Source organism: Pseudomonas sp. R38(2017) (genome assembly GCF_002112395.1).
Classification (GTDB): Bacteria; Pseudomonadota; Gammaproteobacteria; order Pseudomonadales; family Pseudomonadaceae; genus Aquipseudomonas.
Genome location: NZ_NEHN01000015.1, coordinates 23560 through 43043, shown reverse-complemented (window position 1 = coordinate 43043; position 19484 = coordinate 23560). Strand labels below are relative to the sequence as shown.

The following is a 19484-nucleotide window of genomic DNA, read 5'->3' as shown; positions in this document are numbered from 1 at the left end:
CCATGAGCAAAACCAACGGCCCCCAACGCCATCTGCCGGTGTTTCAGGCGTTGCTGATCACGCTCGGCATGGTCATCACCACCGACATTCTCAAAACCGCGCCGACCGTTGCCTTGAACGTCGGGCCTGAACATTTCTATTGGGTCTGGGTACTCGGCGCACTGGCGTCGATGGCCGGGGCCTTGTGCTTTGCCGAGATGGCGACCGCGTTTCCGCATCCGGGCGGTGACTATCATTTCCTGCGCACCGCTTATGGAGAGCGCATGGGTTTCCTGTTTGCCTGGTCGCGATTTTCGGTGATGCACACCGGGTGGATCGCGTTGTCGGCATTCATGTTTGCCGACTACTTCAATGCGGTCGTACCGTTGGGGCATTACGGATCGGGGGTGTTTGCCGGTGCGATCATCGCCGCGTTGATGCTGCTGAATCTGACGGGCAAACGCATTGGTTTCATTACTCAGTCTGTGTTGGTCGGGCTGCTTTCCGTAGGCTTTCTGAGCATCGCCAGTGCCGGGGTCTGGCTGGCGTGGCAAGGGATCGAACCAACGCTGTCCGGCGATCCGGTCGTGCCCGAACACACGGGCGCGACAGGGTTTTCTGCGGCGATGATCTTCGTGTTTCTGGCGTTCGGCGGCTGGAGCGATGCGGCGACTTTGTCCGCCGAAGTGCGCGATGGTCGACGCGGCATTTTCATCGCCATGCTCGGTGCACTGACGGTGCTGATGGCGATCTATCTGGCGCTGAATTGGGCGTTCGTCCAAGGTCTTGGATTCGAAGGCCTGGCAGCAAGCAATGCGCCGGCGGTGGAACTGTTGAACCGCGCCTTTGGGGCCCCCGGCGTGCTACTGATTCTGCTGATGGTCGGTATCGCGGCTATCGCTACCATCAACTCGACCTTGCTGGTCGGCGCCCGCACTACCTACGCCGCCGCCCGCGATGTGCCGCAATTGCACCGCTTCGGTGAATGGGACGAGCGTGATGGCGTACCGCGCAAGGCGTTGCTGGCGGAAGGGGCGGTGGCGTTGTTGCTGGTGCTGTTCGGCAGTTTTACTCAAAGCGGTTTCAATACCATGGTCGAGTACCTGACGCCGGTGTACTGGTTGTTCCTGAGTTTGAGCAGCCTGGCGTTGATTATTCTGCGGCGGCGCTTTCCCGAGGTGCCCCGGCCGGTCAGGGTGCCGCTTTATCCGCTGCTGCCGCTGCTGTTTTTTGGGTTGTGCTTGTACATGCTGTATTCCAGCGTGACGGTGGTGGGGGTGGGGGCATTTTTGGGGATCGGGGTGTTGGTGGTTGGCGCGTTGTTGCTGGCCGGATTGAGCCGCCTGGTGTCGACACCTCGGCAGGCTCTTCAACACACCACCGATTAGAACGATACCGCCGCCGGCTGAGACAAACGCAATACCGACAAATCACCCGTAATGCGCTTGTACGCCAAGCGAATCGCCTCGATGTCGCTCTCACGCTTCGGGCTGCTTTCGTGCAGGATAACGATGACCTTGGTCGCAAGCCGTTCGGGCACTTTCGCGCCGTGATCCTTCCACTGTCCATAAGCGTCGAACACGGTGAAGCCGTCCGGGAACCGCGACGTCACTTCCTGATCGAGAAACTCACGCCAGCGCGCCGGGCTCACCACACTGTCCTTGCCTTCCAGCGGCCCCACCGAGAAGTACAACTCGGTGCGCACCCACTGCGCCTGCGCCGGCCGCGTGGCGTCGCCTTGCAGGGTGGAACTGACGGGATCTTTGGTATGCACGGAAACCGGAGAAGGGCTGGCACACCCGGCGATCGCCAGAAACAGTGCTGCCAATAGAAAACGTTGCGGCATGGAACTTCCTTATTGTTAAGAACTGTCCCGAATTATAGAGGGGGCGGTTAATAGCGATAAAAGATTAAAAAGTGAATCGCTGTTGCACTAATGGAATAAGCAGGCAAGGTAAAAATAATGCCCGCTGGTTAGAACGATTATTTCTTTGAGTTATTTGCTTGGTGTTGGATCGAATATCTATGACATGCAAAAAACTGCTGACGCATTTTCCGGATCTGTCATTGCTTCTGATCTGATGCTGCAACGGTTCAAGTCGCACGGAACGCTGCACTTGAAGCGTTTGAACAGCTCTTTTTGCTGTTCGATGGACAGCTTGTTGCGGATTTTCCAACCCTTAGAATCCGTTCCATCAACTTCTCATTCAGTTCTTGAATCCTCAGGGAGCTTCACCATGATGAACGCCATGCAGATGCCAATGCCGATGAATGCCAACATGCCAATGATGCCGATGACAGGCATGCCGATGATGATGGCAACCATGTCCTGCGAAATGAAGGACGACGGCATGATGTGCAAGATGATGCCGGCCGCTGGCATGGACATGGCCATGTTCAAGAACAGCGCTGAAATGATGCAGATGATGATGGACTGCGGCATGCCGATGATGATGCATTGCGGCAACATGAGCATGATGTGCATGTCCCCGGCGGCCATGGCCATGCCGATGATGAACATGATGATGCCAATGCCGATGATGAGCATGCCGATGCCATCGATGAAGTGCGTGATGGAATGCACCATGATGGCTGACAGCATGATGTGCAAGATCATGCCGATGCCGGGCATGAACATGGACATGATGAAAAACTGCTGTGCCTTGATGATGAAAATGATGAACGATTGCAGCATGCCCATGATGATGAGCTGCAACGGCATGCCGATGATGTGCTGCACCTGCTGATTCTTTAGGCATGAAAAAGCCCGACCGGGATGATCCCGGTCGGGCTTTTTGCTGTCTGTCTGTTTGTCAGTCCAGGCGTTCGGGGTAGGTCACCACCAGATACGCCACTGCTTCACTGTCGGCAGGGTTGCGATAACGGTGGGGCTGGTCGGCGTAAAACAGGATCGAGTCGCCAGTCGAAAGCAGATAGCGCTCGTCGTTGACGCTGATTTCCAGTACGCCCTGGGCCACCACCAGATTTTCCTGCACACCGGGGGCGTGGCCGTCGCAGTGGTCCTCGCCCAGCGGGCTCAGACGCAATTCGTAGAATTCCGATTGGCGCGCCATGTCGAAGGGGAACAGTGCACGACTGACGAACGCACCATTGGCACTGACCAGTCGCTTGCTCTGCCTCGCCGACAAAACGGCCACACCTTCGAATGCGCGGTGCTCCAGAAACGCTGCTACCGACACCTTCAAGCCTTTGGCAATTTTGCACAGAACCTTGATCGACGGCACGCTGCGGCCGGACTCGATCTGCGCCAGCATCGCCCGGCTCACGCCGCACTGGCGGGCGAGGGCATCCAGCGACAGATGCCGCTTGCCACGCAGGCGTTGCAGGTTCTGCGCGACGCGCTCGCAGATCGGGTCTTCTTCCAGTGATTCGAGGTTGTTCAGATCCAGCACGGGTTCGTCGGCGCTCGCCAGAAAGCGCGAGGGTTCACGTGCGTTCACGCTTGACGCGGCTCGTCGGAACGAGCGGCCTGCACCCACTGAAAAGCCTGGTAGCCGGCGTTGCGCGCATACATTTCCCACATGGCCCGAGCCCGTTGCTGGGCTTGACGGCGTTTGCGGTAGGCGGCGAAGTCGATCAGGTTGTCGGTTGGATTCATGGCGCACTTCACTGTGATCAATGACGGGATGAACTGAGAGTACGCCGATATTTTTATAACTATAAATACTGATTTTGTATTTATTAATTCTTTTAAGTTATTTAATCAGCGCCCCTCATGCTGTTTGCGATAAGCCCCCGGTTGCACCCCCACCGACTTGGCAAACGCCCGTGTGAACGCGGCAATCGATTGATAGCCCACGGCAGCGCAAGCCTGCTCGACCGTGTGATTGTTCTTCAGCAACTGGCAGGCATGGCGGATGCGCAGTGCCAGCAATACCTGTCCTGGCGACTGGCCTGCGAGTTCGTTGAAGCGTTTGAAAAACGCCGAGCGTGAGAGTCCGATGCAGGCCGCCATGCTTTCCAGTGACCACGGCAGTTGCGGTTGCTCGATCAGTCGGTCCAGCAGCGGCGCGAATTGCGGATTGCGCGCCAGCGCTACCAGACCGCCGAGTGACGGGTTGTCGGCCATCTGCTGGCGCAGCACATACAGAAACAGCAGATGACTCAGCCGCTCCAGCAGCGCCGAAGAGGGCGTCGGCTGGCGTTCGCATTCTTCCAGGATCAACTCGAACAAGGCCCGCGCCGCACTGGAAGAAGGATCTCCCGGTCGCAGGACGATCCAGTGCGGCAGGCCTTCGATGATCAGCGACGACAGCCCCGACTTGAAGTGGAAGAACCCACAGACCAGCCCGACGCCATCCACTGCCTGGCTGTCCAGAGCCGTCATGGTCATGCGCGGCAAGGTCCGCGCGATGCCTGAGTCTTCAGCGCTGGATAGCCGATAGTTGAGGTCGCGCAGCAGGAACACCGCATCGCCGGCATTCAGGCGTAAGGCCTGAGTCTCGCCCTCGATGTGTAGCCAGCAATGGCCCTGAACGATGAGGTGAAAACTGGCCCGCGCCAGGCCATGCGTGCTGGCGTGCCAGGCGCCGCAATAGCGTCCGACGTGAAACAGGCTGGCGTCGAGTTCGAGGCTCTCTAATAACCAATCAACCAGTGGGCTGGGCGAAATCATCTAATGGAAACACTCAGGAGCAAGTAATCGCTACTTTAGAATATGGATCGGAATTCTTATAACCAACAGACTGGCCAGACACCCCGACTACAGGAGTCCAGCCCATGTCACGCGTCACACTACACACCTTGCAAAGCGCGCCCGAAGCGGCCCGGCCGTTTCTTGAGAATGCGCAGAAGAATTCCGGTTTCATTCCGAACCTGCTGGCCGTTCTGGCCAACGCGCCGGCCGCGCTGGAAACCTACGTTACGGTATCGGCGCTCAATGGCAAGGCCGGGTTGAGCCTGGCCGAGCGCGAAGTGGTGCAATTGATCGCCGCGACTAATCATGGATGCGATTTCTGTGTCGCAGGTCATACCGCCGTTGCACTCAACAAGGCAAAACTGCCGCAGGAAGTGGTCAGCGCCTTGCGCGAGCGGGTGACCGTTCCCGAGCAAAAGCTTGAGACGCTGGCGGCGTTCACCCGTGAAGTTATCGCCACCCGTGGCAACGTCAGTGAGCAGACCTACAACCAGTTCAAGGCCGCCGGTTACACCGAAGGCAACGCGCTGGAAGTGATTCTCGGCGTGAGCCTGGCGACCCTGTGCAACTTCGCCAACGTGTTCGCCGATACGCCGCTCAACCCGGAGCTGGCGCCGTACCGCGCGTGACCGGCGGATCGATTCAGGCAGCGTGGTCTATGGTTGACGCTGCGTACAAGGAGAGAAACGACATGCTCGATCCGGCATTGAGTCAATGGCTGGACACTCACGCCCAGGCCCTGGACCTGGGCGAAAGCGATCCGCAGCAAGTGCTGACACAACTGGCGGCGGCCGATGTGCTGCGAGTCGGTATCAGTCCGTCATTGGGCGGCAGCGGCGGCGACATCAGCGACGCCGTGGAAGTGCTGGCCGAAGTGGCCAGCCATTCGCTGGCAGCGGCTTTTGTGTTCTGGGGCCAGCGGGCGTTTATCGAATACCTGCTGCAGAGCCCGAACGTGGCACTGCGCGAGCGGCTGTTGCCCTCGTTGATCAGCGGAGAACTGGCCGGCGCGACTGGGCTGTCGAACGCGATGAAATTCCTCTCAGGCATCGAAGCCCTGCAAGTGCGCGCTCGCACCGAAGGCAACGGCTGGAGCCTCGACGGTCGGTTGCATTGGGTGACCAATCTGCGCAAAAGCGGGTTTGTCGTCGCCGCTGCGATTGAGCACGAGGAGGGCGGCTCACCGTTTGTCCTGGCGATTCCCGGCGAGGCCTCAGGCGTGTTGCGTTCGGCGGATCTGCAACTGATGGGCTTGCAGTCGAGCAACACCGCGGCCATCGATTTTGCCCAGGTGCAGGTCGGTCGCGAGTGGTTGTTGCATGACGATGCGCGGGCGTTTCTGCCGGCGGTGCGTCCGGCGTTTCTCGGCTTGCAATGTGGTCTGGCCATTGGTCTGGCACGGCGCGCCTTGAGCGAAGTGCAAAGCCATTTGCAGGACGGTCGCTCGATCCTGCTGGAGCCGCTGCACGAACAGCGCGAACAGTTGCAACAAACGGTGGAGCAACTCAAACAGGGCCTGCTCGATGGCCGCTTCCTGGCAAGGCCCGCTGCGTTGTTTCAACTGCGCATTGCCCTTGCCGAATCGGCGGCCAGCGCTGTGCATCTGGAGTTGCAGGCCAGTGGCGGCAAAGCCTATCTGACCGAACACGGCAGCGGGTTCGCCCGGCGCTGGCGCGAGTCGGCATTCGTGCCCATCGTCACGCCGAGCCTGGTGCAGTTGCGCGCCGAACTGCAACGGCAGAAACGGGAAGCGGCGGTATGACTCAGCCGTTGCTGCATGCCCGCGACATCAGTCTCGGCTATCCGCGCGCCGAAGGCTGGCACACGGTGCTGGAGGCGTTCGACTTGCAGTTGCAGCCGGGTGAAGTGGTGTCGATCCTCGGCCCCAGCGGCGTCGGCAAGTCCAGTCTGTTGCGGGTGCTGGCGGGGTTGCAACCGGCGCAGCACGGCAGCGTCAGCGTGCTCGGTGAACCGCTGAGCGGTCCGCATCCACGGGTGGCGGTGGCGTTTCAAGACCCGAGCCTGTTGCCCTGGCTGACGCTGGAAAAGAACGTGGCGTTCGGCCTCGACTTCGCCCGTCAACCGCACCTGAGTGCCGAGCAGCGCAAGGCACGGGTCGACCACGCCATCGCCGCTGTCGGCCTGGAACATGCCCGGCAGTTTCACCCGGCGCAGTTGTCCGGCGGCATGGCCCAGCGCACCGCACTGGCCCGGTGCCTGGCACGGCAGCCGCAAGTTCTGTTGCTCGACGAACCGTTCGGTGCGCTGGATGAAATCACCCGCGCCGACATGCAACAGCTGTTGCTGCAACTGATCGCCGAGCACAACACTGCAGCGCTGCTGATCACTCACGACATTGACGAAGCCCTGCTGCTTTCCGAGCGGATTCTGCTACTGGGTAACAGCCCGGCGCGGATCCTCGGCGAATGGCGCGTCGACCTGCCTCAGCCCCGCGCCGAGCTGGTGGACGAACTGGGTGCACTGCGTATCGATATCCTCAAAACCCTTCGGCGGGCGAGCCGCAATCCACTTACCCAACCTTTGCCCGAACCGTCGGAGATTGATCATGTGCCTGGACGACTTCACTCACACACGTCGTGACTTCCTCAAACTCAGCGCCTTACTGACCGCAGGCGGCGCACTGCCGCTGCTCAACAGCCTCAATGCCCGGGCTGCGTCGGAGCCGAATGCGCCGGTGCGCATCGGCTACCTGCCGATCACGGACGCCACGCCATTGCTGGTGGCGCACAACAATGGGCTGTTCGAAGCCGAAGGCATCCAGGCCGAGCGCCCGGTGCTGTTGCGCAGTTGGGCGCAGGTGATCGAGGCGTTCCTGTCGGGGCAGGTCAACGTAATTCACCTGCTGTCGCCAATGACAGTCTGGGCCCGTTACGGCAGTAAGGTGCCGGCCAAGGTTGTGGCCTGGAACCATGTCGGCGGCTCCGGCCTGACCGTGGCGCCGGAGATCACCGAAGTCAGGCAACTGGGCGGGCAGTCGGTGGCGATTCCGTTCTGGTACTCGATCCACAACGTGGTGGTACAGCAACTGTTCCGCGATCACGGGTTGCAGCCAGTGAGCAAACCGGCGAACGCTGTGCTGTCCGCCAACGAGGTCAACCTGCTGGTATTGCCACCTTCGGACATGCCGCCGGCACTCGCCAGCAAACGCATCGCCGGGTACATCGTCGCCGAGCCGTTCAATGCGCTGGCCGAAGAACTCAAGGTCGGGCGGGTGCAGCGTTTTACCGGCGACGTCTGGCGCAATCACGCCTGCTGCGTGGTGTTCATGCACGAGCAGGATCTGAACAACCGCCCCGAGTGGTCGCAGAAAGTGGTCAACGCCATCGTCAAGGCGCAACTCTGGACCCGCGACAACCGCGCCGAAGCCGCGAAGCTGTTATCCCGGGACGGCGACAACCGCTACACGCCCCATGCCCAGACCGTGTTGAACCGCGTACTGGCGCCAGACGCCGCAGATCGCGAGCAATACCTGGCCAGCGGTGCGATCCAGCACAGCCATTGGGACGAGCAGCGCATCGACTTTCAGCCGTACCCGTTTCCCAGCTACACCGAAGAACTGGTCAAGCGCCTCAAGGACACGCTGATCGAGGGCGACAAAGGCTTCCTCTCCAGCCTCGACCCGCAGCACACGGCCAAGGATCTGGTGGACGACCGCTTCGTGCGCAACGCCATTGCAGCGGTCGGCGGGATGCAGGCGTTCGGCTTGCCCGAAGGCTTTGAGCGCAGCGAGGAGTTCAGTCTCCGATGAGCAAGTCGAGTTCACCCATCGTCCACGGGTTGCTGGGCGCGGTAGGATTGCTGGGGTTGTTGCTGCTGTGGTGGCTGGGGGTGCATCTGGCCGGTGGAGGCGATGGTCTGGCGGCGCGGTTTTCGCCGCAGGCGACGTTGGTCAGCCTCGTTGAGTTATTGGGGCGGGCCGAGCTCTACGAACATGTGCTGGTCAGTTTGAAACGGATCATGGTCGGCTTGCTGCTGGCCCTGCTGATTGGCGTGCCGCTGGGACTGATGATCGGCAGTTACCGGCATCTTGAGTCGGCGACCACGCCAGCCTTTCAGTTTCTGCGGATGATCTCGCCGCTGTCGTGGATGCCGGTGGTGGTCATGCTGATGGGCGTGGGCGATCAACCGATCTATTTCCTGCTGACCTTCGCCGCGATCTGGCCGATCCTGCTGAACACCGCCGCCGGGGTACGCCAGCTCGATCCACGCTGGCTGCAATTGAGCCGCAGCCTCAGTGCCACGCGCTGGGAAACCTTGCGCAAAGTCATCCTGCCCGGCGTGCTCGGCCACGTGTTGACCGGGGTTCGGCTGTCGATCGGGATTCTGTGGATCGTGCTGGTGCCGTGCGAAATGCTCGGTGTCAGCGCAGGGCTGGGCTACTTCATTCTCGATACGCGGGATCGGTTGGCGTACTCGGAATTGATGGCGATGGTGCTGATGATCGGTGTACTCGGATTTGCCCTTGATGCGCTGGCTCGAGGACTGCACCGGCGCTGGGCACCGGCCTGAGGTCAGGGAGTGGACGAGAATGCGTTCAGCAGATAATCGCGCACATACACCAGGCTCGGACTCTGCAACGCGCTCTTGCGCCACACCAGATACAACACGTTGACCGGTGCTTCGCCGGGCACGGTCGGAGAAATCAGCCGGCCGTCGGCAATCGCCTCGGCACACTGGTAGTCCGGCAGGACTGTCCAGCCGTGGCCACCGAGCGCCAGGTCTTTGATGATCCGCAGGTCCGGAATGGTCAGCGCCGCTTGTAGTTGCGGGGCGATCTGGAACATCGACGACCACAGCGGACGCACCAGGGCCAGGTCTTCGTCGAAGGCAATCAGCGGCACCTGCGTCAATTGTTCTTGGGTCGGGTGTTTCCCCAGTCGATCCAGCAGGCTCGGCGAGTAGACCAGCAGCATGCGTTCGGTCAGCAGATGGGCAAAACCGTGGGTCTGCTCATCGGGCAGGGAAGCGGTGATCGCAAAATCGATCTGTTTTGATTCGAGCATCTCGTAGATGCGTTTTTTTGCGCCGGTGTGAAAGCGCAGAAGGAAACCCTCGTCCATCAGCGGCGCCAGTCGGGCGGCGACTTGCGAGTGAATGAAGTCCGAAGGCCCGACCAGATGAATCGTGCCGCCCTTGAGCAGCCCGGGGCGCAGCGAGGCGATCTTGTTTTCCAGTCCATCCAGAAAAGGCGCCACCGAGCGGGCCAGTTCATCTGCGGCGTCGGTCGGTTCGACGCCTCTCGGCAGGCGATGGAACAGTGGTTTGCCCACCAGCGCTTCCACAGCCTGGACATGCATCGAAGCCGCCGGCTGGGTGATGCCCAGATGTTCAGCAGCTTTGGAAAACGACTTGGCGCGGTAGGCTTCAAGGAAGGTTCGCAGGTGAGTGAGGTGGCTCATGGGGGGGGAAGTCCGGGGGCTGAATCTGGTTTTTACCACGGCAGGCGACCGATGTGCTCGCCTCGGGAAATCGCCATTGCAGCGATTCTCGAGGCGAGACCGGTCAGGCGTTATCGACCGGGCGATAACGCGGCGCGGAGTTCGCCGACATCTGGCCGAGAATCAGCAGCAGGCCAAGTGCTGAAACCACAGCGCCGGTGAGGCCGACGTAGCTCAGGCCGATCTGGCTGATGGTCACGCCACCCGCGACCGAACCGAGGGCAATCCCGGAGTTGAAACCGGCAATGTTCAAGCCTGCGGCGACGCCGTGGGCATGAGGTGCGTGTTGTTCGGCAATCCCGATCAGTCGTGCCTGCAAGGCCGGCACGGCGGCGAAGCTGAACATCCCCAGCAAAGCCACCAGCACCCCCATCAGCACTGGCGAACCGGAGAACGCCCACATGCCGGCGGTGACCAGGGCGATCCCGGCGATCAACGTGGCGCTGGCGCGGTCGACGCCCCAGGCATCGGTGAGTTTGCCGCCGAGCACGTTGCCGATGGCGGCCATCACGCCGTACAGCAACATGAACACGCCGACGGTGGTCGAGGTGGTGCCGGTGACATCCGTCAGCACCGGAGCGATGTAGGTGTAGGCCACAAACGAACCGGCGTAACCGAGCACGGTGACGAGCGCGCCGGCCAGCAGTTTACGGTTGAACAATGCTTTTAGGCTGTCGACTGCCGAGCCGCTGTTGGTGGCGGTCGGCAACGGGTCGCGCATGCCGACCAGCAGCCCGAAGAAGCCGATCGCACCGAACACAGCGATGGCGGCCAGCACCAGACGCCACGACATTACGCCACCCAGATATGTACTGATCGGCACGCCGATGGCCATGGCCAGGGTAAAACCACCAAACACCACGGCGACAGCGCTGCCGGCCCGACCGGGTCCCGCCAGACGTGCAGCAGTGCTCGACGCCACGGCCAGGAACAGGCCATGGCCCATGCCGGCGATGAAGCGGGCGACGAGCATCAACGTCAGGGTGCTGGAAAACGCTGCCGCCAGACTGCCCGCACTGAACACCAGCGCCGTGGCGAGCATCACGTTCTTGCGTGACCAACTGGCGGTCAGTGCACTGAAAATCGGCGCGGCAACGGTAGCGCCCAAGGCATAGGCGGTAATGTTCGCGCCGGTGGCCTCGACGTTGACCCCAAGGCTTTGCGCCATGACTCCGGTCAGGCCGATCGGTACGAATTCAGCGAGCCCGAGGGCAAAGGCGCTGAGGGTGAAGATGTAGATGACAAATGGCATGGGAGCCTCTCGCAAGTGGAAGATGGCGAGAGGCTAGAGTGTGCGTATCTATAAATGAAATTCTGTTTTTGCTGTGCAGGTATAAAAATATTGATGGGTCATTCGCAAGGCAAAAAAAGACGCGTGAGTGTTGGACTCACGCGTCCTTGTTCATTTGCTGGCGTTCAACACAATCCGATACCGCGCCTTGCCGCTGCGTAGATGGTCGACAGCTTCATTGACCTTGCTCATTGGGAATTCCTCGACCTGCGGCAGGATTTGATGCCGTGCGCAGAACTCCAGCATGGTCGCTGCCGTGCCGGGCGATCCAACCGGCGAGGCGGACAAGGATTTCTGCTGGGGAATCAGGTTGAATACATGCACCGGAATTGCATCGGGCACGATGCCGACGAAGTGCAACCGACCTTTGCCCCGCAGGGTGGCGAGCATGGCCGTCCAGTCGAGGTTGGCATTGGCAGTAATCAGCAGGAAGTCCAGAGTACCGGCAATCGCTTTCAAGGCATTGCTGTCGGTGGAAGCGACGACCTTGTGGGCGCCGAGGCGCTTGGCTTCATCCTGTTTGCTCAGCGATGAGGTGAACGCTGTGACATCGCAACCCCAGGCGTTGAGGAAGCGCAGTGCCAGATGGCCGAGGCCGCCGATCCCGACGACACCCACCCTGTCCGTGGGTTTGATGTCAAATTCGACGAGCGGGTTGAATACTGTGGAGCCTGCACAGAACAGCGGGCCGGCCAATGCCGGGTCGAGGTCTTTGGGCAGTGGCAGTGCCCAGGCCCAATGGGTGCGCAGGCGGTCGGCAAACCCGCCGTGACTGCCGATGATCGTGGGTTTGGCCGTGGCGCAAAGGTGATGCGAGCCTCCCATGCAGGAAGAGCAATGCATGCAGCTGCCCTTGTACCAGCCGATGCCGACCCGCTGGCCGACTTCGAGGCCGCGGACCTGCGGGCCTGCACGCACGATGCGGCCAACCACTTCGTGACCGGGAATGAACGGGTATTGGCTGATGCCCCAATCGTTGTCGATCAGCGACTGGTCGGAGTGACAGACGCCGCAGTATTCCACGGCGACTTCGACTTCTTCATCCCCGAGCGGGCCGGGATCGTAACTGTAACGCTCCAGCGGAGCGCCGGCCGAGGTGGCGGCCCAGCCGGTGAACGTCGTCGGTTCGGTGTTATTGCTCACAGGACACCTCCAAGTCTGGCGCTGCGGACGCAGCCTGAAGAGTCTAGCGTGTCATCGAGCGGGCGCTATCCAGGTGTCCAGCACGCGCCGGTCCAGTTCTTCCCAATCCGCCATGCCCAGCACGCGTGTGGTGTTGAGCCCGCGCAGATAACCACGTAACTGATAGGCCACGGCCCGCACGGTTTCGGAGTCGGCCGCGTCCTGACCCAGCACAGTCTCGTATTCGATGAGGTATTCAGCTACACGGTCGCGGAATTCGGGCAGGACGGCATCGCGGATCAGATCAAAGGTTCGCACGGAAAATCCTCATTTGTTTTCGTTGTGTTCGAGTGTGCAGCAGTCTGCACGGTGGGCAACTATTGGTTCAAGTAATAGTGACCATCAAGAAACGCAAGTTCTGCTTTGTGGCCGACAGGCGGAAAATCGCCTTCATCGAAACGCAGCTCAAGGAATTTGCGCGATGAAGACTTTGACCCGACTGGCTTTGGTCGCCCTGCTGATGGGCGGGGTAGCCACCACTGCACCGACTTACGCAGCCGACGCCGGTACGTGCCATTTTCTTCCCATCGGCGGCGCCAGCAGCGGGCTGCAGCACTCGCAAACCGTGGGCGTGCTGTACAGCGAAAATACGCTGGAGAACCAGCAATACCTGGAGCGCTACCACGACGTGGCGGTGAACGGTGCCAAGGATGCGCTCGATGCGCGGATCCGCGAGGCCTTCGTCAACAGTTCCGACCCGGAACTGGCCATCGACTGGTTGATGAGCTCGCTGCAACAGCAGTTTCTCTCGGTGACGGTCTACGACAGCCTGGATCAACTGGTGCAGGCCCATCCGGACGTGGTGGTGATGCTCGACACCCACAACCGTCTGCTGACCCAGCGCAACAGTCAGGTCGAAGCGCGCTTCGCCGCACGTTTCTACGACGCCAACTTGCAATACATCGGCAAGGCCGAAGGTGCGGTGGAAAAACAGATGCCATCGGTGTGGGTTCACAACAAGGCAGTGCCCGAGATTGCAGCCCAGATCGAAAAACAACGCGACCTGCAATTCAGCGCCTTGAAGCAGTTCGATGATTCGCTCAAGGCCCTGGTGAGTGCGGGCTGAACACTTTTATTAAAACCGCAACGGCCGCGCTCGTGACGCTGAACGTTGCTTGAGAACCGAACCTTTTATTTTCAGGATTTTATCCATGCGTGCCTTTTTTATCCCTGCCATGGCTTCTGCCACTTTGCTGCTGACCGCCTGCGCCTCCGCGCCGAATGACCCGACGCTGACCTTGCAGACGCACAAGACCCCGGCCCAGTACGCCGAATGCGTCGTGCCGAAATTGCAGGGTCATGCGATGAACCCGACGGTCTCCCAGACCCAGCGCAGCTACCGGATCGTGGTGCCGAGCAAGGTGTCGGCCGACAACGTGCTGGAAGCCTACAAGGCACAGGACGGTGGCAAGGTGTTTTTGTACGAGCGCCACTTGCTGGCTTCCAGTTTCATGCCGTCGAGTTTTGAACGGGCAGCCCAGGATTGTCTGTAACGCCTGACAGTCAACGTTTTTGACGATGCTCCTTTGGTTGGCCGCAACCAACCAATTTCTTTGCCCCGCACCTTGCGGGGCTTTTTTTGCCCGGCGTTTAGCTCATTCGGCGCTACGCTGGAAAGCGAACAAGGTTTCTCGGGAGTAAGGGCCTATGAAGAAAAACAGCATCGACACAGAGGCGGAACAGCCTTCTGCGCTGATCGACGCCAGAATCGCTGAACTGAACGACTGGCGTGGCCAAAAACTGGCCGAGATTCGCGCGATCATTCACGAGGCCGACCCGCAGGTTGTCGAGGAGTGGAAGTGGCGGGGCGTTCCGGTCTGGTCCCACGGTGGCATCATTTGCACAGGGGAGACCTACAAGGCTGTAGTGAAAATGACCTTTGCCAAAGGTGCTGCGCTGGAGGACCCCTCGGGGTTGTTCAATGCCAGTCTGGACGGCAATACCCGGCGGGCGATTGATGTTCACGAACACGACGAGATCGATGCAAAGGCACTGAAAGCACTGGTGTGTTCGGCGATTACGTTGAATACAAGAAAATGATTTGCCGTTGAGGCAGAGATGAAACGGAGGAGGGTGAAACGAGGAAAAAATGGCAGGGGCGGCTGGATTCGAACCAACGCATGGCAGGATCAAAACCTGCTGCCTTACCGCTTGGCGACGCCCCTGTAGCTATTGTGTTCAGTCCCGAGAGGACCTCTGCAACAGTGGGCGGCACTTTACCAGCGCTCTTGCGTTCTGGGAACCCCTCAGACAAATAAATTTCATGGAAAACAGCCACTTATTTCCCGGAGTAGCTGAAAGGGCCGGATTTTCGAGCCATCTTGGCGGTCCAGGCGCCCGAATCCTGCAGGCGCCTGGACCCGATTTCACACCAACGTACTCGGCGCCACCCCCAACAAACCCGTCAACGTGTTCATGATCGCCTGCTGACGGGCGCGGTCCGTCTGGTGCCTGGCCTCGGCGGCCGCGACATCGGCGTGGCAGTGCGGACAGATCGATTCGTGAGGGTGGATGTATTGCAGGCAGCTGCGGCACAGCGCCAGTTGCACAGGGATGCGTCCTTCCTCAGGCGCTTTCTGGCCCTGATTGACCCAGGCCAGCTTGATCACCTGGCCACTGTCGCTGACGCTGCTGACCTGCTCGCCGGTGTCGATGCGTTCGGTGATCAGGTCAAAGCGCCCGACAGCAAAAGAGCGCTGCGCCGCGTCTTCGATCTTGACGATGCGCTCGCGCAGTCCGCGTTTCTGCAATTCCAGGGTGCGGTAATGGCAGTATGGGTTGTTGCCGGGTTTGCCCAGCAGCGAGTGCGATGTCCAGGTGCAGCCGCCCCGGCACACGTCGTTGTAATAGCAGCTGCGGCAATAGCCCCACAGGTCGTCGATCGAGCGCAGACGGCCGAAGTGAATGCCTTCGCTGTAATGCCAGATATCGTGCAGGCTCATGTTGCGCACGTTGCCGCCGGAGAAACCGACGGTCGCCAGTGACGGGCAGCCTTTCACCGTGCCGTCGGCTTCGAGCGCCAGTACGGTCTGACCCGCCGCGCAGCCGCTCCAGTGCACGCGTTCGTCACCGAAGCCACGCCACAAATGTTCGTAAGGGCCGTAGTAGCCGATGTTGTTGCCGACGTTCATCAACAGGCCGCGATCCACGCCTTCGCGGTACAGGCGCGCGAGCAGCGGCATCACTTCCAGCAATTGATAGGGTTGCAGCAGCAGTTCCGGGTGATCCACGGCATTGCCCATGGCCACGGTGATCTGGATCTGCCAGTGGGTGGCGCCGAGTTCGATGATGGTGTCCATCAACTCCGGCAAGTCAGGCAAGGTGGCCGCACCGATCTGGGTGTTGACGCTCACCGCCAGCCCGGACGCCTTGGCCCGGCGCAGGGTGTCGACCGCCTTGTCGAACGAACCGGGCACGTTACGCACCTTGTCGTGCAACGGTGCGAGTCCGTCCAGAGAGATCCCGACCCCGTTAAGGCCCGCATCGACAGCGGCCTGCATCTTCGCCGGCGTCAGATTGCGTCCGCCGGTCTGGATCGCGCAGTACATGCCGTGGTCGTGAATGGCCTGGATCAGTTGCGTCCAGTCCTTGCGCAAATAGGCTTCGCCGCCGATCAGGGTGATCTCGCGGGTGCCGAGGGTGGCGAGGGAATCGATGACATCGAGGCATTCACGGGTGTTGAGTTCATCGGGGCGTCGATGCCCGGCGCGTGAGCCGCAATGCAGGCATTTGAGGTCGCAGGCCAGGGTGATTTCCCAGACCACGTGCACCGGCACGTAGCGTTTGAGATCGGTGTCACTGAGGTAGCGGGCAGGGCGGATGTCTGTCATGGGAGATCCTTGCGCACGATCCTGTGCGCGGCACGATTGGACTGACCTCGATTCGCCGCAGACCGGGCGAGGCCAGCAGTGACCTCGCCCGGGGCCTGCGGTTTAGCGTGCTTCCAGACGCGCGATTTCTGCGTTCAGTTGCTCAAGGGCACTGCGCAATGCGCCCTGATGGGCCAGTTGCTGTTCGCCCTGTTGCACCACGGTTTTCAGCTGCGCCAGATCGCCACTGGTTTGCGCCTGCTGCACGGCCACGGCGTAGAGCGGCTGGAAGTGACGCTCGTGGGGTTGCGGCTCGATGGTCGGCGCCTGATGCACGGCAACGTGCCTCACGTAATGCCACTGGCCGCCCTCGTTGTAACGGTAATCGACAAAGCCGCTGGTCCAGTCGTCGAGGATGCCCTTGAGGCTGAAGGTCTGCGCAATCTGGCTCAGCGGACCGCTTGGGCTGCCATCGAGGGTGAGAATGATGTAATTCTCGGTCGATGGGGTCAGCCGGGCTTCGGAATAGTCGCCCCAGACCCGGGCATGGAAATTGACCGGCGGCCAGGTGCTTTGAAAGACGCTGGCAGCGCCGCTGACTTTTTTACGCACGGTATCGACCACAAGGTCGAGGGTCAGGACCGGTGCGCCGAGCAAGGAATTACTGGCGATGAGGCGGGTATGAAAAAGTCCAATCGACATGGTGCTTACTCCCTTAAGTGAATGGCGGACTCAGTGGTCGAATCAGCGGGCCTGCAACTTGCTGATTTCGCTCTTGGCGGCGTCCAGTGCCTTTTGCAGTTGGGGTTGCTGATCCAGTTGCTGCTGGGCGAGCTTCGCCAGGTTTTTCATCTGGGCCAGGTCGCCGCTGGCGATGGCGCTCTGGATCGGTGCGGCATACAGCGGCAGGATCGGCGGATGCGGAAGAATCACCGGGCCGGGATGGAACGGCTGGAAGACATTCGAGGGCACCTCGACCAGATGGGCCGGCACGTTGTTCAGTTCGTGCCAGCGTTGCCCGTCGAAATACTCGTAATTGGCCACGCCTTCACGCCAGTCGGTGCCGACCACCAGCTGAATCTTGAAGTTCACGATGGAGTTGGAGCCGGGGCCGCCTTCATTGCCCTCGGCGGTAATCAGGATTTTACTGACACCGGGCTTCATGACCGTCAAGTAGGTGTATTCGCCCCAGACATCCGAATCGATGTCCAGCGGAGGATTGGTTGCCTGAGTGATGGCGGAGGTGCCGCTGACTTCATGCTGCGGTGTGGAAACCAGCAGGTTGAGCGCAAGGCTTTGGGCCCCCGGCTGACCCGTTCCGATCCGATAGCTCACGGGGAACAAGCCGACATTTTGTTGCTGAACTGAACCAGACATGTGAATTGCCTCCATTGCAATGTGGTTGATGGCCTTAGTGTTTTTCCAGACGGGAAACTTCTTTGGCCAGTTTTTCGTACGCGGTTTGCAGCTCCTTCGCTTCCGGCTTCGTTGAATCGCGCTGCTTCAACAAAGTCTTCATCTGTTGCAGATCGCCTCCCGTGATGGCGCTCTGGATGGCGACGCCGTAAGGCGGCATGTTGTGTTTTGAGCCAGTCATATCGAGGGTTTCCTCGTGGTGGTTGCCGAACATCCCCTTCAGGCGAGGGGCGTCTTTCCTGACAGGCAGGCGACAGCCAGCGGCAGGAAACACTGGCGACAGTGGTGCCTGGCGAGGTGAAGGCCTGATCCGTCCGGATCCGTCAAATCGTGGTGATTGAATGGGCGCCGATGCGACGCCGTGGGCGTCAGCCGAAACCGTCCGGTCTGCTGTCCGGCCTGCTGCTCGGAGTCGGGAGGCGCGTCTGCCGTGGCAGAGGGCAAGAGAAGTTCGCCTGTACGTTGGTCATCTTTCTGTCCTTGATAGAAAGCAACGAAACACAGGGATAGGTTGTTCACTCATCAAGAGTGCATTAACCCGCAAGCACAAAAACCATCCCTGATTTTTCTTCCAGTGCTGCTGATGGCGTTCGTCGAGAGACGATTGCCCAGTGGCCAGCATATCGCCAGCCACGCAACCCTAGCCCTGTTTACCGGGGCCTGCCAGAAAAAGCGCCGAACGGTCGTGGCCGCTGCTATCCTGCGCGAATCATGAAGCAGGCAGTGGATAAGCGCGCTGTATGAACACGAATCGTGACCAGTTTCCCTTGCCCGAAGACCTAAAGGTCTTCCTCACCGTCATCCGCAAAAACAGCTTCGCCAGCGCCGCCGACGAGTTGGGCTATTCGCCGGCGTACGTCAGCAAGCGCGTCGCAGTGCTCGAAACCACGCTTTCGACAAAACTGTTGCACCGCACCACCCGACGCATTGCACTGACCGACGACGGCGAGCGGGTGCGGATCTGGGCGGAGAAACTGCTGGGTGATTTCGATGATTTTCTCGGCGAGATTGCCCAGGCCCGGCACCAGCCGGCGGGTTCGCTGCACATTTGCAGCAGCTTCGGTTTCGGCCGCAATCACGTCGCGCCGGCGATCAGTGAACTGTCCCGAACGTGCCCGAAACTCGACATTCGGCTCGACGTGTTCGACCGCGTGGTCGATCTGGTGGGCGAGGGCTTTGATCTGGAAATTCTCGTCGGCGATGATCTGCCGGGCCAGCATCTGGCGCGCAAACTGGTGAGCAACCGGCGGGTGCTGTGCGCCACGCCGGGGTACCTCGAACGCCGGGGCACACCGCAATCGCTTGAAGACCTGAAAGACCACGATTGCCTGGTGCTCAAGGAGCGCAACAATTCATTCGGCATCTGGAACCTGACCCGCGACGGGCAAGAAGAATCGGTGCGGGTCAGCGGCCCGTTGTCCTCCAACAGTGGCGAAATCGTGATGGAGTGGGCCTTGAGCGGCGGCGGAATTCTGTTGCGCTCGATGTGGGACGTCAAACCGATGCTCGAACAGGGGCGGCTGGTGCAGGTGCTGGCGGATTACACCCAGAGCGCCAATGTCTGGGCGGTGTACCCCACACGGCTCAGCGAGTCGGCCAAGTTGCGGGTGTGTGTGGAGTTTCTCGAAGAGTATTTCCGCGACTTGTCCGTCGAATGAGAAACCGGGTGGTTCAGTGAGCCACCCGGTTTT

The 19484-nt window shown here is 60.5% G+C and carries 23 protein-coding genes and 1 tRNA gene; 11 read left to right on the top strand and 13 right to left on the bottom strand.

What is annotated here, in order from left to right:
• The first annotated feature begins 2 nt into the window (after nucleotides 1-2).
• A complete protein-coding gene (locus tag CAF87_RS28115; RefSeq protein WP_085734002.1) occupies nucleotides 3-1367 on the top strand; it encodes an APC family permease in 1365 nt (454 codons plus the stop codon).
• Here the strand turns inward: CAF87_RS28115 and CAF87_RS28110 are convergent.
• Entirely contained in the window at nucleotides 1364-1825 is a 462-nt protein-coding gene (locus tag CAF87_RS28110; protein ID WP_085734003.1) for a DUF3574 domain-containing protein, read from the bottom strand. The genes CAF87_RS28115 and CAF87_RS28110 overlap by 4 nt on opposite strands.
• Before the next feature lie 391 nt (nucleotides 1826-2216).
• On the opposite strand from CAF87_RS28110, the gene CAF87_RS29580 reads away from it, so the two are divergent.
• Nucleotides 2217-2726 (top strand): hypothetical protein, encoded by a 510-nt coding sequence (locus CAF87_RS29580; protein WP_085734004.1) that lies wholly within the window; start codon nucleotides 2217-2219, stop codon nucleotides 2724-2726.
• Between the two features lie 66 nt (nucleotides 2727-2792).
• Here the strand turns inward: CAF87_RS29580 and CAF87_RS28100 are convergent, their stop codons facing one another.
• The 3 genes from CAF87_RS28100 to CAF87_RS28095 all read right to left on the bottom strand — a co-directional run bounded on the left by CAF87_RS28100 (nucleotide 2793) and on the right by CAF87_RS28095 (nucleotide 4615).
• Complete coding sequence (locus CAF87_RS28100) at nucleotides 2793-3383, bottom strand: helix-turn-helix domain-containing protein (RefSeq protein WP_170929571.1); 591 nt, start codon at nucleotides 3381-3383, stop codon at nucleotides 2793-2795.
• Nucleotides 3384-3436: 53 nt separating this feature from the next.
• A complete protein-coding gene (locus CAF87_RS29370; RefSeq protein ID WP_170929559.1) occupies nucleotides 3437-3598 on the bottom strand; it encodes a hypothetical protein in 162 nt (53 codons plus the stop codon).
• A 105-nt stretch (nucleotides 3599-3703) separates the two neighbouring features.
• The gene (locus tag CAF87_RS28095; protein WP_085734006.1) at nucleotides 3704-4615 is read right to left on the bottom strand and encodes an AraC family transcriptional regulator; all 912 of its coding nucleotides are present in this window, start codon (nucleotides 4613-4615) and stop codon (nucleotides 3704-3706) included.
• A 104-nt stretch (nucleotides 4616-4719) separates the two neighbouring features.
• On the opposite strand from CAF87_RS28095, the gene CAF87_RS28090 reads away from it, so the two are divergent.
• The 5 genes from CAF87_RS28090 (at nucleotide 4720) to CAF87_RS28070 (ending at nucleotide 9166) form a co-directional block, all read left to right on the top strand.
• Nucleotides 4720-5265 carry a carboxymuconolactone decarboxylase family protein gene (locus CAF87_RS28090; RefSeq protein WP_085734007.1) on the top strand — a complete coding sequence of 182 codons (546 nt, stop codon included), beginning with the start codon at nucleotides 4720-4722 and terminating at the stop codon, nucleotides 5263-5265.
• Between the two features lie 62 nt (nucleotides 5266-5327).
• A complete protein-coding gene (locus tag CAF87_RS28085) occupies nucleotides 5328-6398 on the top strand; it encodes an acyl-CoA dehydrogenase family protein (protein ID WP_085734008.1) in 1071 nt (356 codons plus the stop codon).
• Nucleotides 6395-7237 (top strand): ABC transporter ATP-binding protein, encoded by an 843-nt coding sequence (locus CAF87_RS28080; protein WP_085734009.1) that lies wholly within the window; start codon nucleotides 6395-6397, stop codon nucleotides 7235-7237. Before CAF87_RS28085 ends, CAF87_RS28080 begins: the two co-directional genes overlap by 4 nt.
• The gene (locus tag CAF87_RS28075; RefSeq protein ID WP_085734010.1) at nucleotides 7203-8405 is read left to right on the top strand and encodes an ABC transporter substrate-binding protein; all 1203 of its coding nucleotides are present in this window, start codon (nucleotides 7203-7205) and stop codon (nucleotides 8403-8405) included. The genes CAF87_RS28080 and CAF87_RS28075 overlap by 35 nt, the downstream gene beginning before the upstream one ends.
• On the top strand, nucleotides 8402-9166 hold the full coding sequence (locus CAF87_RS28070) for an ABC transporter permease (protein WP_085734011.1): 765 nt from the start codon (nucleotides 8402-8404) through the stop codon (nucleotides 9164-9166). The genes CAF87_RS28075 and CAF87_RS28070 overlap by 4 nt, the downstream gene beginning before the upstream one ends.
• 2 nt (nucleotides 9167-9168) lie before the next feature.
• Here CAF87_RS28070 and CAF87_RS28065 read toward each other — a convergent pair whose 3' ends face one another.
• From CAF87_RS28065 to CAF87_RS28050, 4 genes are all read right to left on the bottom strand, one after another.
• Nucleotides 9169-10056, bottom strand: coding sequence for a LysR family transcriptional regulator (locus tag CAF87_RS28065; RefSeq protein ID WP_085734012.1), 888 nt, complete (start codon nucleotides 10054-10056; stop codon nucleotides 9169-9171).
• A 103-nt stretch (nucleotides 10057-10159) separates the two neighbouring features.
• Nucleotides 10160-11347, bottom strand: coding sequence for an MFS transporter (locus CAF87_RS28060; protein ID WP_085734013.1), 1188 nt, complete (start codon nucleotides 11345-11347; stop codon nucleotides 10160-10162).
• A gap of 150 nt (nucleotides 11348-11497) precedes the next feature.
• Nucleotides 11498-12529 carry an NAD(P)-dependent alcohol dehydrogenase gene (locus CAF87_RS28055; protein WP_085734014.1) on the bottom strand — a complete coding sequence of 344 codons (1032 nt, stop codon included), beginning with the start codon at nucleotides 12527-12529 and terminating at the stop codon, nucleotides 11498-11500.
• A gap of 51 nt (nucleotides 12530-12580) precedes the next feature.
• A complete protein-coding gene (locus tag CAF87_RS28050; RefSeq protein ID WP_085734015.1) occupies nucleotides 12581-12826 on the bottom strand; it encodes a hypothetical protein in 246 nt (81 codons plus the stop codon).
• Between the two features lie 163 nt (nucleotides 12827-12989).
• Here CAF87_RS28050 and CAF87_RS28045 point away from each other — a divergent pair, with 163 nt between their 5' ends.
• From CAF87_RS28045 to CAF87_RS28035, 3 genes are all read left to right on the top strand, one after another.
• Nucleotides 12990-13634 (top strand): ATPase, encoded by a 645-nt coding sequence (locus CAF87_RS28045; RefSeq protein ID WP_085734016.1) that lies wholly within the window; start codon nucleotides 12990-12992, stop codon nucleotides 13632-13634.
• An 85-nt stretch (nucleotides 13635-13719) separates the two neighbouring features.
• Nucleotides 13720-14061 carry a hypothetical protein gene (locus tag CAF87_RS28040; RefSeq protein ID WP_085734017.1) on the top strand — a complete coding sequence of 114 codons (342 nt, stop codon included), beginning with the start codon at nucleotides 13720-13722 and terminating at the stop codon, nucleotides 14059-14061.
• Nucleotides 14062-14215: 154 nt separating this feature from the next.
• The gene (locus CAF87_RS28035; RefSeq protein WP_085734018.1) at nucleotides 14216-14608 is read left to right on the top strand and encodes a DUF1801 domain-containing protein; all 393 of its coding nucleotides are present in this window, start codon (nucleotides 14216-14218) and stop codon (nucleotides 14606-14608) included.
• 50 nt (nucleotides 14609-14658) lie between these two features.
• Here CAF87_RS28035 and CAF87_RS28030 read toward each other — a convergent pair.
• The 5 genes from CAF87_RS28030 to CAF87_RS28010 all read right to left on the bottom strand — a co-directional run bounded on the left by CAF87_RS28030 (nucleotide 14659) and on the right by CAF87_RS28010 (nucleotide 17974).
• Nucleotides 14659-14733, bottom strand: a tRNA-Gln gene (locus CAF87_RS28030).
• A gap of 201 nt (nucleotides 14734-14934) precedes the next feature.
• Nucleotides 14935-16398, bottom strand: a complete 1464-nt coding sequence (locus CAF87_RS28025; protein ID WP_085734019.1) for a GDL motif peptide-associated radical SAM/SPASM maturase — start codon at nucleotides 16396-16398, stop codon at nucleotides 14935-14937.
• 102 nt (nucleotides 16399-16500) lie between these two features.
• Complete coding sequence (locus tag CAF87_RS28020; protein ID WP_085734020.1) at nucleotides 16501-17079, bottom strand: DUF1842 domain-containing protein; 579 nt, start codon at nucleotides 17077-17079, stop codon at nucleotides 16501-16503.
• Nucleotides 17080-17121: 42 nt separating this feature from the next.
• Complete coding sequence (locus CAF87_RS28015) at nucleotides 17122-17754, bottom strand: DUF1842 domain-containing protein (protein WP_085708430.1); 633 nt, start codon at nucleotides 17752-17754, stop codon at nucleotides 17122-17124.
• A gap of 34 nt (nucleotides 17755-17788) precedes the next feature.
• Nucleotides 17789-17974, bottom strand: coding sequence for a DUF1843 domain-containing protein (locus CAF87_RS28010; RefSeq protein WP_085708738.1), 186 nt, complete (start codon nucleotides 17972-17974; stop codon nucleotides 17789-17791).
• A 559-nt stretch (nucleotides 17975-18533) separates the two neighbouring features.
• Here CAF87_RS28010 and CAF87_RS28005 point away from each other — a divergent pair.
• On the top strand, nucleotides 18534-19451 hold the full coding sequence (locus CAF87_RS28005; protein ID WP_085734021.1) for a LysR substrate-binding domain-containing protein: 918 nt from the start codon (nucleotides 18534-18536) through the stop codon (nucleotides 19449-19451).
• Nucleotides 19452-19484 lie beyond the last annotated feature (33 nt).